The organism is Chryseobacterium sp. 7 (assembly GCF_003663845.1).
In the GTDB taxonomy this organism is placed as follows: Bacteria; Bacteroidota; Bacteroidia; order Flavobacteriales; family Weeksellaceae; genus Chryseobacterium.
Genome location: NZ_RCCA01000001.1, coordinates 2,761,391 through 2,774,721 on the forward strand (window position 1 = coordinate 2,761,391; position 13,331 = coordinate 2,774,721).

The 13,331-nt window shown below is 36.6% G+C and carries 17 protein-coding genes and 1 pseudogene; all 18 read right to left on the reverse strand.

Annotated features, from left to right (window positions below; genetic code table 11):
• Positions 1 to 26: 26 nt before the first annotated feature.
• Positions 27 to 989 carry a hypothetical protein gene (locus CLU97_RS12805; protein WP_121488271.1) on the reverse strand — a complete coding sequence of 321 codons (963 nt, stop codon included), beginning with the start codon at positions 987 to 989 and terminating at the stop codon, positions 27 to 29.
• Complete coding sequence (locus tag CLU97_RS12810) at positions 986 to 1,168, reverse strand: hypothetical protein (RefSeq protein WP_121488272.1); 183 nt, start codon at positions 1,166 to 1,168, stop codon at positions 986 to 988. Before CLU97_RS12810 ends, CLU97_RS12805 begins: the two co-directional genes overlap by 4 nt.
• Positions 1,149 to 2,174, reverse strand: a complete 1,026-nt coding sequence (locus CLU97_RS12815) for a glutaminyl-peptide cyclotransferase (RefSeq protein ID WP_121489739.1) — start codon at positions 2,172 to 2,174, stop codon at positions 1,149 to 1,151. The genes CLU97_RS12810 and CLU97_RS12815 overlap by 20 nt, the downstream gene beginning before the upstream one ends.
• Positions 2,175 to 2,275: 101 nt before the next feature.
• On the reverse strand, positions 2,276 to 3,298 hold the full coding sequence (locus tag CLU97_RS12820; protein WP_121488273.1) for a glutaminyl-peptide cyclotransferase: 1,023 nt from the start codon (positions 3,296 to 3,298) through the stop codon (positions 2,276 to 2,278).
• 35 nt (positions 3,299 to 3,333) lie between these two features.
• Positions 3,334 to 3,717: a VOC family protein gene (locus tag CLU97_RS12825; protein WP_121488274.1), complete on the reverse strand. Its 384-nt coding sequence runs from the start codon at positions 3,715 to 3,717 to the stop codon at positions 3,334 to 3,336.
• A 2-nt stretch (positions 3,718 to 3,719) separates the two neighbouring features.
• A complete protein-coding gene (locus CLU97_RS12830; RefSeq protein WP_121488275.1) occupies positions 3,720 to 4,220 on the reverse strand; it encodes a GNAT family N-acetyltransferase in 501 nt (166 codons plus the stop codon).
• 3 nt (positions 4,221 to 4,223) lie between these two features.
• Positions 4,224 to 4,649 (reverse strand): SRPBCC family protein, encoded by a 426-nt coding sequence (locus tag CLU97_RS12835; protein ID WP_121488276.1) that lies wholly within the window; start codon positions 4,647 to 4,649, stop codon positions 4,224 to 4,226.
• 106 nt (positions 4,650 to 4,755) lie between these two features.
• Positions 4,756 to 6,368: pseudogene (locus CLU97_RS12840) on the reverse strand (Na+/H+ antiporter).
• Between the two features lie 120 nt (positions 6,369 to 6,488).
• Complete coding sequence (locus CLU97_RS12845; protein ID WP_121488277.1) at positions 6,489 to 7,493, reverse strand: bestrophin family protein; 1,005 nt, start codon at positions 7,491 to 7,493, stop codon at positions 6,489 to 6,491.
• An 81-nt stretch (positions 7,494 to 7,574) separates the two neighbouring features.
• Positions 7,575 to 8,252 carry a DUF2490 domain-containing protein gene (locus CLU97_RS12850; RefSeq protein WP_121488278.1) on the reverse strand — a complete coding sequence of 226 codons (678 nt, stop codon included), beginning with the start codon at positions 8,250 to 8,252 and terminating at the stop codon, positions 7,575 to 7,577.
• A gap of 129 nt (positions 8,253 to 8,381) precedes the next feature.
• Positions 8,382 to 8,774 carry a DUF1398 domain-containing protein gene (locus CLU97_RS12855; protein ID WP_121488279.1) on the reverse strand — a complete coding sequence of 131 codons (393 nt, stop codon included), beginning with the start codon at positions 8,772 to 8,774 and terminating at the stop codon, positions 8,382 to 8,384.
• 165 nt (positions 8,775 to 8,939) lie between these two features.
• Positions 8,940 to 9,389: a VOC family protein gene (locus CLU97_RS12860; protein ID WP_121488280.1), complete on the reverse strand. Its 450-nt coding sequence runs from the start codon at positions 9,387 to 9,389 to the stop codon at positions 8,940 to 8,942.
• A 35-nt stretch (positions 9,390 to 9,424) separates the two neighbouring features.
• Complete coding sequence (locus CLU97_RS12865) at positions 9,425 to 9,973, reverse strand: SRPBCC family protein (RefSeq protein ID WP_228437689.1); 549 nt, start codon at positions 9,971 to 9,973, stop codon at positions 9,425 to 9,427.
• Positions 9,974 to 9,989: 16 nt separating this feature from the next.
• A complete protein-coding gene (locus CLU97_RS12870; protein ID WP_121488281.1) occupies positions 9,990 to 10,361 on the reverse strand; it encodes a VOC family protein in 372 nt (123 codons plus the stop codon).
• Positions 10,358 to 10,762, reverse strand: coding sequence for a hypothetical protein (locus CLU97_RS12875; protein ID WP_121488282.1), 405 nt, complete (start codon positions 10,760 to 10,762; stop codon positions 10,358 to 10,360). The genes CLU97_RS12870 and CLU97_RS12875 overlap by 4 nt, the downstream gene beginning before the upstream one ends.
• A gap of 2 nt (positions 10,763 to 10,764) precedes the next feature.
• Complete coding sequence (locus CLU97_RS12880; protein ID WP_121488283.1) at positions 10,765 to 11,235, reverse strand: hypothetical protein; 471 nt, start codon at positions 11,233 to 11,235, stop codon at positions 10,765 to 10,767.
• Between the two features lie 12 nt (positions 11,236 to 11,247).
• The gene (locus tag CLU97_RS12885; protein WP_121488284.1) at positions 11,248 to 11,703 is read right to left on the reverse strand and encodes a DUF1569 domain-containing protein; all 456 of its coding nucleotides are present in this window, start codon (positions 11,701 to 11,703) and stop codon (positions 11,248 to 11,250) included.
• A gap of 404 nt (positions 11,704 to 12,107) precedes the next feature.
• Complete coding sequence (locus CLU97_RS12890; protein ID WP_121488285.1) at positions 12,108 to 13,316, reverse strand: ABC transporter permease; 1,209 nt, start codon at positions 13,314 to 13,316, stop codon at positions 12,108 to 12,110.
• Positions 13,317 to 13,331 lie beyond the last annotated feature (15 nt).

Below are 13,331 nucleotides of genomic sequence, written 5' to 3' on the forward strand. Positions count from 1 at the left end.
ATATTCTTTTTCCTTGTATTTAGTGATTAATTGATAAGTTTTTCCAGCCTGTCAGTCTGAACTTCGGAAACCTCTTCAATCAATTTCTGTAATGTATTGTCTGAAGTTTTTTCTGCTGTAGTCTCATTGGGTTTCTCTTTTGTTTTTTCTACGGGATTTTCCGTAGGCTGCTGTAGGGATTCCGGCTGAGCTTCGAGCTGTTTTTGCTGTTTGGCTTTCTTTACTTTTTCAAGGCTGTAAAGATAGAGTTTGTTGCCCTTGATTTCAAAATAAGAAAGCATATTTTTATCCACAATTTGTGCATCCTGATCTTCGAAAACAGTCGTCATCCCTTTTTCAGGAATGTATTGTGAAATGAAATTATTGGCCACCACAAGAATGGCATCATTTTCTCTTCTAAACCTTTTCCCGTTATCCAAAGGAGCTTCAAACAGTTTCTCAAATTTCAGGCTGTAAATTCTGATGTGTTTTCTTGTTAGAATATAGACCTTATTTTCATACACCAGCATATCCATCAGGTCTTCAAAACTGATATCAAAAGGATATGAATTGATGGTGGTATCATTTCTGAAATTGTATTGGATCAGACGTTTCGTACTGTCCTCCAGAAGCCACAGCTGCTGCAGATCTTCGGCATAGGCCATTTTGATGAAACCAAATTTTTGCTTAAAATCAAGTCTTTGAATTTCATTCATATTCTGATCTATAAACTTCATTTCCTGAGCATTTTCAGAAAATAAAGGGACATTCAGAGGATTTTGTACGGTCTGTACTTTATAAGGAACAGTAAGCATCATTTTCCCAATCTGTTTTCCTAAAGAATCGTATTTGGTAAAACTAAAATCTTTGTTTTTATAGATATACAGGTTTCCGTAGTCATCGGCAAGCATATCCTTAGCTTCCTTGAGTTTCAAGGTATCTAAAGGAATAATATTCTGCGCCGGAGCCGTACAGAAAAGGAGAAAAAATAGTATGTTTAAAAACTTCACTCTGCTTTTTTAATGGGGTCAAGATACTGAAAAATAATTTCATCCAAAAGAGGATTAAATCCGGTAAGATCTTCTTTTATACCCATCAAAACCGAGACCACATTACTGTTAAAAAAAGAACGGTTTTCCCCAATTTCAACCATGGAAGCATCGTTCAGTTTATTGAAAAGAAACTTCATAAATTTTCGGCCAGTTTTTTCCTGTTACGAGCATATTTTCACCTTTAAAGGCAATTCCATTCAAAACATGTTCGCCGTCACCACGGCTATTCTCTTTTGTGAGCTGGGTAAAATCAAACTTCCCTGCTACGTCTCCGGTTTTGGGATTAATCTTTAGGATAACAGGTTTATGCCAAACATTTGCATAGATAAAGCCATTGTGGTATTCCAGCTCATTAAGCTGATCATAAATATTTTTGCTTCCGGCTACACAGACAGTCTTCACTACTTTTGACGGATTATCAACATCCAGAAAATAGAGATTTTTTGTACCATCTGTAGCAATCAGATTTTTCCCGTCATAAGTAAGCCCCCATCCTTCTCCGATGATATTGGGCAAAGGGAATTCTGATATTTTCTTTAACGTGTTTTTATCGTAAATAAAACCGAGCTTATTTCGGTAAGTCAGCTGATAGATTTTATCTCCTACGATTGTACAGCCTTCAGAGAAAATCTCAGCGGGCTGCTTTGCAACAATTTTTGGTACGGATGATCCTAGAGTATATTTTATCAGTTGGGATGTATTTTCCATCCCATCACTTTCGTATACTGTATTTCCTTCTACTACAAAGCCCTCAATGAAGTTTTTTGGATCGTGGGGATAATCAGCTACTATTTTATAAGGAATATCCTGTTCTTTGATTTTTGAGAATACATTGATGGTAGCATCCTGATTCAGGACTTCACCACCTTTTGTTTTGATAATAAAGATGACATTGTTATCTCCCAAAGTAAAAAACTTCGGATCAATCGTTAAATCTGTAGTTTCTTTATCTCCAAGGCTAACTGCAATGCTTTCTGTATTTCCTGTAATTTCTTTCGGCAGTTTGATTTTATCTCCGAAATGATAGCCTTTTTCTTCTTTTGCATTATTATAATCTGCCAAAGAATCGAGCATTTTTTCATTGTTGCTGCAAGAAGCAAGTAAAAGAAATGCAGCAAAACCAACGTTAATATTTCGCTTAATAAAGGTATTAATCATGCCTCAAAAATACTAAATTTTAGTCCTTACAACGAAAATAGCGCTCCCAAAGGAACGCTACTCAGTTATTTTATTCGTCAATCTGATTACTTGATCTGAACTTCATAAATTTTTGACCAGTTTTTACCTGTTACAAGCATATTATCGCCTTTGAAAGCAATCCCGTTCAGGACGTCATCACTTCCTTTGGTGTTCTGTTTTGCAATTTCAGTAAAATCAAAAGTTCCTACTACTTCTCCGTTGGCCGGGTTGATCTTTAAAATAATCGGTTTTTGCCATACGTTGGCGTAAATAAATCCGTTATGGAACTCAAGCTCATTCAATTGGTCATATGCCTGAGAACTTCCTGCCACTGCAATATATTTGATCAGTTTTGAAGGGTTGTTTACATCAAGAAAATAGAGAAGCTTACTTCCGTCAGAAGCAATTAAGTTTTTCCCGTCATAGGTTAATCCCCAGCCTTCTCCCAATACATTAGGATAAGGGAATTCTGACAACAGTTTTAAAGAACTTTTATCATAGATATATCCTTTTTTACTCTGCCATGTCAGCTGATACACTTTATCTCCAACGATGGTACTTCCTTCCGAAAAATCTTCCTGAGCCTGTTTTGTAGAGGCAAGCGGAGTGGTTGTTCCAAGCGTGTATTTTAAAATCTGAGAAGATCCGTTCTGCCCGTCACTTTCATAAATTGTATTTCCTTCAATCTGGAATCCCTGTACAAAGTTTTTAGGATCATGCGGATATTCTGCTACAATTTGGTAAGCAAGATTTTTTTCCGGATTTTTTGCAAATACATTGATGGTAGCATCCTGATTCAGGACTTCACCGCCTTTAGTTTTGATGTTGAATGTAACAGCGTTGTCACCCAAAGTAAAAAATTTGGGATCAATTGTTAAGTTCGTTGTTTCTTTATCTCCAAAGCTGATGGTTACGCTTTCTGCATTTTCTGTTACCTCTTTCGGAAGCTCAAGCTTATCTCCGAAATGGTATCCCTTTGCCTCCATTGAAGTATTATAAGTGTTTAATGTATTAAGAATCTCTTTATCCTTATTACAAGACGCCAATAATAAAATCGCTGCGAAACCTACTATTATACTTTTTTTCATTTAATTTCTAAATATTTCTCCAAAAATAGCAAATTTTATTCCGTATTGCCAATATTATCTACGGGTTCACCAAATTGTAATATGTAACCGTTGTTATCATAGATGGCAAATTCTCTCATTCCCCATTCGAAAGTTTCTATTTCATAGCAGACTTTGGCTTTTGTTTTAAGGTCTTCCCAAAGATCATCCACTTTATCTACATTGAAATAAAATGACCCGGAAAATCCAATGGAAGTATTGTTTTCATGCTCATTAGGCTGAGAGAGCATAATGTATACTTCGTCTTTTCGAAGGGAAGCCCACTGCCAGTCATCATTCCTGCCCATGAGGGTAAATCCGAGAATATTCATATAAAATGCTATAGTCTCATCCAGGTTTTCTGTCCAGAAAATAGGACGAAGTGCAGTAAACTGTGTCATAATTATTGCAATTCAAAAGTATTTTTATGGATTTTCATATTGAGTGAAACCCATGTTTCCTGATCAATTTTTGCTTCGCTTTTAACGTCCGGATCAAAAATGAAACCTACTTTCCTGTAGCATTCAATGGCTCCGGTATTCCAGTCGTAGACGTTCAGTTCTGCAGTTTCTTTATCAAAATGACTGAAACCATATTTCAAAAGTTCCTGCATTACTTTCTTACCATATCCTTTCCCTCTGTTGTTTTCATCCCAGATCAGGATTCTTCCCAACAGGAATGTTTTTTCTTTTAGAAAAATCTGGGCATGACCAATTGCAGTTCCGGTTTGATCTGTAATTTTAAATAAGGTTCTTTTTTCATCATACAGATCCGTTTCCAGTTGTTCTTCTGTGAGAGGAAAGCGGTATACAGGTCCGGCAAACTGAAGGAGCATTCTTTCGTCTTTTATCTTTGAAATAAGCTGTAGAGCATCTTCTTCTGTAAAAGGTTGTAATGTAATCATCGTTTACTTTTCTAAATATTCTTTTAAACTTTGTCCTATAATAGTGTTCCAGCCTTCTGTAAAGTTTTCTCTTGAAAACCCTGCTCCTAAGTCTTTGAAATTTTCAATGTCATCATGGGTTAATTTTACTAAAGTCTTTCCATCTTCAGACTGTAATTCCCAGGTTACAATTGTCTTAAGTGTTGAAAAATCAGGATAAGACCATGTGTGTTTCAACTTCTGATTCGGGATTATTTCTAAAATCTCACCGTGATGATGGTATTTATTTGCGCCTCCGGGTTCATAGAAATTAAATTCTTTCCCGGTTTCCAATACAAAATCCTGAATATCAAAATACCAGGATTTCATTTCATTTTTATCGGTTAATGCTTTCCAGACTTTTTCGGCCGGAGCATTTATTTTGTACTGAACAGTGATTGGTGTGATCATAGTATAAATTTAACAGGTTTAAAATTAAACATTTTGCCTATACTATTTAACGACAAAAGCCACAAAAGAAAAAACTTTTGTGGCTTTTGTCGTTATTTAATCTTAATTACCCATGTGAAAAACCAGTGATCTTGGCTTCATCAAAATCCAGCTGCATTTCAATGGTTCTCATCACGTGATCATCAAATATCTTTTCTTTTTTCATTCTATGCAGTTCATTTCTCTGTGCCTGAATGATCTGTCGAAGGACATCTTTATTTTCATTAATTGCCGAAACATAATCTCCTGTGGAAGCCATACATTGGGCTTTATCCGCCATTAGCATCATTTCATTTTCCAGTTTATGTTTTTGATGGCGCACCAGACTGTTTGTTACGGCTAATTCAGAAAAATCATTATCCAGTTTGTGCAAAGCTGTTTCTTTCAGCTTACGCATAAGAATTACTTCCTGTTTTTCTTCCGGCAGCTCACTTCCCGCATCCTGAATATTTAACAATTTCAAGATCGGGCTCAGCAATAATCCCTGCCCTACCAACGTAATTAATATGATAACGAAAGTAACAAATAAAATAATATTTCTGTGTGGAAATGCTTCTCCGTTGGGTAAAAAAGCAGGAATAGACAAAGCTGCAGCCAGTGAAACCACTCCTCTCATTGCTGCAAAACTAATGATGAACGGCTCCCTCCAATCTGGTTTAGGAACTTTTAATCTTAATTCTTTGGAGCAGACTCTTGGGAAATACATCAATGCATAACTGTATAGAATTCTTGTTCCGATAATCGCTCCACCAATCACTACACTGTAGAAAATACCTTCTGAAATAGTGTATTCTTTCATTCCTTCCACTACAATAGGAAGTTCAAGGCCAATCAGGATAAAGATGATGGTATTCATCAAAAATATCAGAACACTCCATACATTTCCGGATTGTATCCTTGAGGTATGACTTAGATAACAATGAGAATTGTAGGACATCAGCAAGCCTCCGGCCACTACGGCCAGTACTCCTGAAAAATGAAAATGCTCTGCTCCTACATACATGATGTAAGGTACAATAAGGGTAATAATGGTGTCTATATTGGAATTGGTAGGAATAATTTTCAGCAAAGCTCCAAACAGAAAGCCTACTGCGACTCCTACGGCAATTCCTCCAATGGCCATGGTAAAGAAATCCTGAACAGCGTCTCTCCAGATAAACTGTCCTGAAATAACCGCTGCAAGAGCAAATTTAAAAACAATTAAGCTGGATGCATCGTTAATCAAACTTTCTCCTTCCAGAATATTGGTGATCTTTTTAGGAATTTTCATGTGCTTCAATACTGAAGTAGCCGCCACCGCATCCGGTGGAGAATTTACACCTCCTAATAAGAATCCCATAGCTACAGTAAGCCCTGGAATAATGGAAGATGAGAGATAAGCAACGACTATGGAGGTTAAAAATACCAGCCCGAAAGCCATTGAAAAATCTGTTTTCTCCATTTATGAAAGTCCTGCCATGAAGTGAACCAGGCGGCTTCAAACAAAATAGGTGGCAGAAAGATCAGGAAAACAAGATCCGGTTCTATTTCAATACGCGGCATTCCTGGGATAAAGCTTATCAGCAATCCTGCAATCACCAGGAATATAGGGTAAGCTACTTTTAGTTTCTGGCCGATCATTACCAATATCATCACAGACAGCAGTACTGCAATCGATATTATAACATAGCTGTGAATCATTTTAAGTAAGTTTTTTAAGTGTTATTTTCTATTTCCGGATAATCATTTTATTACTATCCAAACTTTTCCAAACCTTATAGGTTTAATTTATCCTCTAATTTCAAGCACTTATTAGTTGAATTAAAGCACAATATTATTCTTCGGCGTGATAGCTGGCGGAAGATCAGATTCATCCAGCATATCTCTCATATCAATTTCTATGGTTCGGCTGATCTGAGTGATCGGAACATCGTTAGGACTTCCTTCAAATGGGTTTACGGAAGCTTCACCTACACTGTCTAAGGTGTGAAAACACCATGTTACGAGTAAAGAAAACGGAATATTAAACCATAATGTCCAGCCTTCAACTATGGTTCCGTCTCCTAATTTATCAAGTTCTTTCAACAATCCGAAAGGCACAAAAACGATGAATAAAAGCAAAAGATAAGTGGTAATTGAAGAAAAGTTTCTTGGGTACGGAAAGTTTTTAATTCTTTCAGCTTTCCCCTGATCATCGGTAAACTTCACCAATTGCTGATTGATTTGTGTCCATTGAAAATCATTAAGTTCTCCCTTTTCATAAGCTTCAGACAATGCCTGGCTCTGTTTCGCCATCAATTGTGTTGCTCTGTTTTTTTTGCTTAAAATATATTGAAGTTCAGATTCAGAAAGGTATTTTTTTAATTCATCATCCAATTTGGTAAGCCTCTCCGGAATGTCATATTTTTTAGCATATTCATCAAACTGATCTGTCCCCATATTTTCCCATACTCTTGGTTCACGAAGCTGAAACCTCAAAGCTGTAAGCCAGGCATAATGACGAAGAAACATTTCTTTTACTTTACCCGGATCTTTAGAAAGCAGGGCATCTCTAAGAATGTATCCAAAACTGCGGCTGTCATTGATAATAGCTCCATAGATCTGTCTGGCTTCCCAGAGTCTGCTGTAGCTGGCATTGTTTTTAAATCCGACAATAAAAGCAACTGCTGTTCCCATGATGGCGATGGGCTGCCAGGGAACGGAGAGAAATTTCCAGCCAAAAAAATACAGGGTTGTAGGAATAGCTGCTAATACAAGCAGCGCATAAATACTCCGTCTGGTCCACATAATGAACTCGCGGGCTCCAAATCTTTTTCCTGAATGCATAGGTGTTTATTTTTTTATGGTGTTTATTATTTTTAATTTTCAAATAATGGTTTTCCTCAGGGCATTCGGCATCGGTTCTGGTTAGTTTTTTGTAAATGGAATATTATTATAAAAACCAATCTGGATCTGTCCGCGGTTTCTGTTCTCCTGAATCTGGTTCATATACCCGGCTTCAATCCTCATATTTTTGTTAATGACATATCCTAAAGCTCCATAAACTCTGTTTCTGTCAAAAACAGGACTGTCGAAGTGCAGAAAAATTTCATTATATACTGAAGCGTAAAGGGTTTTCGGCAGCATTTCTTTTTGGGTAATCGGAATGTTCAATCCCAGCATATACCGGAATCTCATTCTAAAGTCATCCTGCAGAAAACGTTCTTCCAAACGGTAACGGTGCTGAAGATAGAAACGTCCAAATCTCTGCTTGGTAATATACTGCTGAAAAATTCGGTGTTCTATATTTTCTTTTTTCTCTCCGTTCACATAAGGCTGGCTTAGAATGAAACCGTATCCCAATAAAACATTGTTGTTGTTTTCGGTAAGATCATACCCGATCCCTGTACGGATCAGTAACTGTTCCAGATCTCCAACGGCATCGAAATTACGGTACTGAATTTCATTGTGCCAGTTTAATTTTTTACTGATTTTGTTATTTCCAAAATACATATACCATGCTCCCAGATCGTTTTTTTGAGCAAATGTCAAAATGGATCCCAAACCTAATACTGTGAATGCCAACTTCGTAAAAACCTTTCTCATGCTTATTAATTACTATTATCTATCGTTTTTAACAAAATTAATATTTTAAATCAATAATAGCAAACAATATTTTATCACATGATGGAAAGAAAACCGGATGAAATTTTCCATCCGGTTTTCTCTAAAATATTATCCAGGAACCTGTTCTGTCAGTACATCGTTTTCATTTTGATCGAAGTAAGTACAGGTCATTGCATGAAGATCCATAGCCCAGCCTTTGATTCCGTTTTCAGCGCAATCGTTACAGAAGGTCATATAATCTGTACCACCCTGTTGATGAAGCTTCAATCTTGCTTTAAAGTTTTCAAGGTTTAAAGTATCAGAAACAGTAAGGGTATCATATTTCTGTCCTGTCTGAACGGATTCGTTCTCACTATTAAAATATTCGGTATTTCCGTCTGAAACGTAAGCTTTGTAATGAGAAACCCCCAGCGCTTTTATAGCCTGAATGTATTGAGGAAAATCGGCTCCGCTTTTTACTTTTTGATGTTCTGCTTTAATGTTTTCAATTGTAAATTTCATTTTTTATGTTTTTTTATGTTTAAAAAATATTTTTTAATTGATGATGACTGATCTTTTCTCTCATCAAATTTAAAAATTTCCGGGATGCAAATATAGAGCAAATAAAAAACCGGCAATCTAACTGCCGGTAAGTTTTAACTATATTTCGAATACAAAATATAAATCTTATGGGTGCTGCTGCATTTTGGCAGGATCATCATAATTTACCATCCAGTTGATTCCGAATTTATCCGAAAACATTCCGAAATAAGCTCCCCAGAAAGTATCTGCCATTGGCATTGTTACCTGTCCTCCTGCAGAAAGACCTCCGAATAATTTGTCTGCTTCTTCTTTAGATTCTGCATTTACAGAAATAGAGAAGTTATTTCCAGCCTTGAAGTTGGAAGACCACTCACCTCCTGTATCACTTCCCATTAGAATGGTTTCTTTAGAGATTGGAAGTGAAACGTGCATAATCTTGTCTTTGTCTTCTTCAGATGCTTCTTTTCCTTCCATTGGAGGCATTTCTCCAAATGTTCCGATGTAAGGATATTCTCCCCCGAAAACAGATTTATAAAAGTCGAATGCTTCTTTGCAATTTCCGTTGAATGTAAGGTAAACGTTTACTGTTGCCATAATTGTCTTGTTTTTTTAAGTTTAATTTGTATTTTTTATTGAGGTTTTTCAGATAAAGTTTTTAACCTTGAAAGTCCCTTTTGATAGTCTTTTCCTACTGCGTCTTCCATATTCATAAACAGCTTCATCAGAGTAAACGGATAAGGAATCTGCGAGGTAAATCCCCACGTTGCCTTGCTTCCGTTTCCTTCCGGTACTACTGTTACATAAGCGTTTGCTTCACTTTCATATGGAGTAAGAAATTTAAGTTCTGTGTCTACTCTTTTACCTGCTTCATCTACTTTTTTCAACTCCTGACAACCTTTTCCTGCATTTTTGTTTTTACTGTCCCAGCAAACTTTTTCTCCAGGCTGCCCTGCTGTACCAGTCCAATCCTTTTTCATATTAGGATCAAGATCATTCCATGGGCTCCACTGATCCATTGCTTTGAGGGAATTGGTATTTTGCCATACTTTATCTACCGGGGCATTGATCGAAATTGTTTTTTCATACTTGCAGTCTCCTGAAATAAACGCAGCAACCACTAACAGAATGATTAACAATGCGGCTAAAAATAGTATAATTCTTTTAAATATTTTCATCATCTATGTATTTTAATTATTATCTGTGCTGATCTATAAGAATCATATTTCCATCAGGATCTTTCAGGTAAATATGTTCAGGTCCTGAAGTGGTTTCATCGGCTTCTTTTCCGATTTCTATTCCACTTTCTTTTAATTTTCTCTGAATTTCACGCACATCGTCAAAAGATTCAAGATTCTGTGCATTTTCGTCCCATCCGGGATTGAAAGTAAGCATATTTCCATCAAACATTGCCTGAAAGAGTCCTATCAATGTAGAACCGTTTTTCATGATCAGATAATTACTTTCTGCTGTTCCTGCCATGGTTGTAAACCCAAGCTTCTCATAAAAGTCTTTAGATTTCTGAAGATCTTTTACACTTAAGCTGATTGAAAAAGCTCCTAATTTCATATTTTTTTTGTTTTTAAAGCGAGTTGATGCCCTACGAAAACCAGTCCCCAAACAAGGATTCCCAAAATCCAAAACCAGATGGGAGTAGGCAGAGAAACCATCATGTAGATGGTTATCAGTAGAAAAACAATTCCACAGATTAATGCTGCTGTATTTTTTCCGTTATTTGAAATTTTTGATGCTGTAAATCCGGAAGCAACTGCTGCCAAAGCATACGCCAGAATAATAAAAAACAGAGCCATAAAAGGAGCTTCACTCACGTAGATTTTCAGTGCATTCATATCTCCGGCGCCTACTTCTGCAGGAGGAGGATACAGATAATGTCCAATATTTTCTACTCCGGCAATACAAATAGAGCCTACAATAAGCCCGGCCAACACTGCTAAAATTCTTCTCAGCATACTTATTGGTTTTTTAAATGGGTCTTAAAGTCTATGGTTCCGTCATAGCTTTTCCAGTCTCCAATAAGTTCAATATACTGACCTTCTATTTTTTCTGTTTTTCTGTTCCATTTGAAGTTATAGACAAACTTACCTTTGAAAATTCCGGAATGCTTTCCTTTGTTTTCTTCTGCAAGTTCATATTCACCAAAGACGGTTCCCTGTTTTTTGGAATCTTTATATTTTGAAATGATTATTTTACCTTCAAATTTTGAATAGTTGGTGTCCACAAGAGAATATCCTGAAACGAAATATTCCTGATCATTTTTCTTATTCTGTTCAGAAATATTGATCTTCAGTTTCAGTTCCTGCCCCTTATTTCCAATGGTTCCTATATAAGGTTTGCTGTTATTCAGCCAGGTATTCGAGATATCAGGCATCTGTCCTAATGCAAAATTGGCAGCAAGAATGAGGAATAATAAAAGTTTTTTCATATTGTGTGATTTTTAAACGCCGAATTGTGCCAGATGGTGGTTCAGATGTTTTGCAAACATATTGTTCCATTCCTGAGCATTCAGCTTTCCGAAAGAAAAAGATTCTTTACCATCAAACGCATCCGCGCCCAGCTGCTGTGTTTTCTGAATAAAACCAATCAGTCTTGTTTTTTCTTCATTAAAATTCTTTCTGGTAGTGATCAAAAACTGTGGAGCGGTAGGAGAATCTCTTGGATAAGCTTTTTCCCCCACTACTTTAGGTTTTACGAAAGTTTTTAATATAAATTTTGCAATAGCTCCCGGCTTTTTGTGCTTTTCCGGCTCATAAATCATTTCATAGGTAATAGAACAGTGTGCCAGCATCTGGTCTACCGTCATTTTCCCCCACAAACCATGGGTATCTTCTACCAGTCTGTTGATTCTGTCAATATAGTTTTGAGCATCTTTTGCATCAAATACATTTTCCATATAATTTCTATTTTACTATGGACAAATATATCAGTTTTTTTGTTTGATTTTATCGTTGGTTGAAAAAATTGAGTGTTGGGGGTGAGAGGTTATTAGTTGATGGTTGCTAGTTGATGGTTGCTAGTTGCTAGTTATTTGTTGATGGTTGTGGGATTTGGGTTAAGTGTAGGGATGAATGGGAAGCCAGAGTTTAGGGATCACGCAGTTTCGGGGTATGAGAATGTAGAGTCTGGGTGATATGGTTGTTTTTTGGGCTATTTTTTTATGCTATTATTCGAATCGCTTCATATCAATAGTATAGCCAGAAAACCAACATAACGAACAAGCATATCCATTCAACTAGAAAAACCAGCAACCAGTAACAATTTAACTGTCAACCAGCAACCCAATCAATCAAAAACAAACTACTCAATCTCTTCCTGAGAAGTATTCTCAGCAGTGATTTCCTGTGGCGCTGATTTTTTGAAAATAAACCAAAGCTTGATCTTCAAAGCAATCCAGCCTATAATAGCGTATATTACTAAAAGGATACTTAGGTGTTTCAGATAAGGAAAAGTAAGTTCTACAGACCCTTTTTGAATCAATAAAATTTTGAAAGCCTGTAAAAAGGGAGTTAAGGGAATAATATTCGCGATAAATTGTACAAAAGCAGGCATTGCACTCAAAGGCCATGTAAAACCACTGATAATGAAGGCCGGGGATGCAATAACCATCAGGATTTGTGTAGCTTTCAAAGCATCCGGAATCAGAATACTGATGAATACCCCTAAAAATGAAACGGATCCTACGAAAACGGCTGTCAGAAGAATAAAATTAAGAATCCCTTCCGGCATCGGAACCCTGAAAATCATATGCATAAAGTAGTAAACACCTACAATAAGAATAGAAAATACCCAGATTGGAATCACTTTTATCAGCATGGTTGGGAAAGCCCATTTTTTCATTTTCAGGTATTCTTTTACGAAAGATCCTCTTTCAAATTCGGCGGCAAAACTTACTGCCATTGCCAACAGAATTACCTGTTGTAATACCACAGCCAGCATCGCAGGCCACATAAAAATCAGATAGTTTCCGGTAGTATTAAAAAGGGTAATATAATTGGCTTTGAAAGGTTCATATTGTGTAGCAGCTTTTGCAGCGGGCATTCCTGCTTTTTGAAGGGCTTTAATGGAAGCTCCGGCAGAAAATGTTCCTATGGTGAGCTGAAGTGCTTTGGAAGCAAAATTCGCCGTTAAAACATTTCCTGTATTGATATAAACATTCAGTTCAGGATATTTTTTCTGAAGCATATCTCCTTCAAATCTTGATGGAATAATCACCACAGCTGCTGCTTCATGTCTGATCACCTCATCTTTGATGCTCAGAGGTTCCTGCAGATATCTGATAATTTTAATGCTTTTATTATCAGACAGCATTTCCGTCAATTGATTGGACAAAGGTGTATTATCTCTATCCACGACCAATACAGGCGTATTTTCAACTTTTCCGCTTTTGTAGACAAACCCCAGCAAAGTCGCATAGAAAACCGGTGCCAAAAAGAACACTGTTCTTAAGGTAGAATTGCCAATAAAAAGTTTGAACTCACGTTTCAAAAGACGGAAAAATTCTTTCATCTGTATATTTTTATG

Excerpts from the sequence above, each read along its gene's own strand:
- CLU97_RS12885 (WP_121488284.1), bottom strand. The coding sequence starts at position 11,703 with ATGGAAAATGTATTTGATGCAAAAGATGCTCAAAACTATATTGACAGA.
- CLU97_RS12865 (WP_228437689.1), bottom strand. The coding sequence starts at position 9,973 with ATGATGAAAATATTTAAAAGAATTATACTATTTTTAGCCGCATTGTTA.
- CLU97_RS12825 (WP_121488274.1), bottom strand. The coding sequence starts at position 3,717 with ATGACACAGTTTACTGCACTTCGTCCTATTTTCTGGACAGAAAACCTG.
- CLU97_RS12860 (WP_121488280.1), bottom strand. The coding sequence starts at position 9,389 with ATGGCAACAGTAAACGTTTACCTTACATTCAACGGAAATTGCAAAGAA.
- CLU97_RS12845 (WP_121488277.1), bottom strand. The coding sequence starts at position 7,493 with ATGCATTCAGGAAAAAGATTTGGAGCCCGCGAGTTCATTATGTGGACC.
- CLU97_RS12870 (WP_121488281.1), bottom strand. The coding sequence starts at position 10,361 with ATGAAATTAGGAGCTTTTTCAATCAGCTTAAGTGTAAAAGATCTTCAG.
- CLU97_RS12835 (WP_121488276.1), bottom strand. The coding sequence starts at position 4,649 with ATGATCACACCAATCACTGTTCAGTACAAAATAAATGCTCCGGCCGAA.
- CLU97_RS12820 (WP_121488273.1), bottom strand. The coding sequence starts at position 3,298 with ATGAAAAAAAGTATAATAGTAGGTTTCGCAGCGATTTTATTATTGGCG.
- CLU97_RS12830 (WP_121488275.1), bottom strand. The coding sequence starts at position 4,220 with ATGATTACATTACAACCTTTTACAGAAGAAGATGCTCTACAGCTTATT.
- CLU97_RS12880 (WP_121488283.1), bottom strand. The coding sequence starts at position 11,235 with ATGAAAAAACTTTTATTATTCCTCATTCTTGCTGCCAATTTTGCATTA.
- CLU97_RS12875 (WP_121488282.1), bottom strand. The coding sequence starts at position 10,762 with ATGCTGAGAAGAATTTTAGCAGTGTTGGCCGGGCTTATTGTAGGCTCT.
- CLU97_RS12855 (WP_121488279.1), bottom strand. The coding sequence starts at position 8,774 with ATGAAATTTACAATTGAAAACATTAAAGCAGAACATCAAAAAGTAAAA.
- CLU97_RS12890 (WP_121488285.1), bottom strand. The coding sequence starts at position 13,316 with ATGAAAGAATTTTTCCGTCTTTTGAAACGTGAGTTCAAACTTTTTATT.
- CLU97_RS12850 (WP_121488278.1), bottom strand. The coding sequence starts at position 8,252 with ATGAGAAAGGTTTTTACGAAGTTGGCATTCACAGTATTAGGTTTGGGA.
- CLU97_RS12810 (WP_121488272.1), bottom strand. The coding sequence starts at position 1,168 with ATGAAGTTTCTTTTCAATAAACTGAACGATGCTTCCATGGTTGAAATT.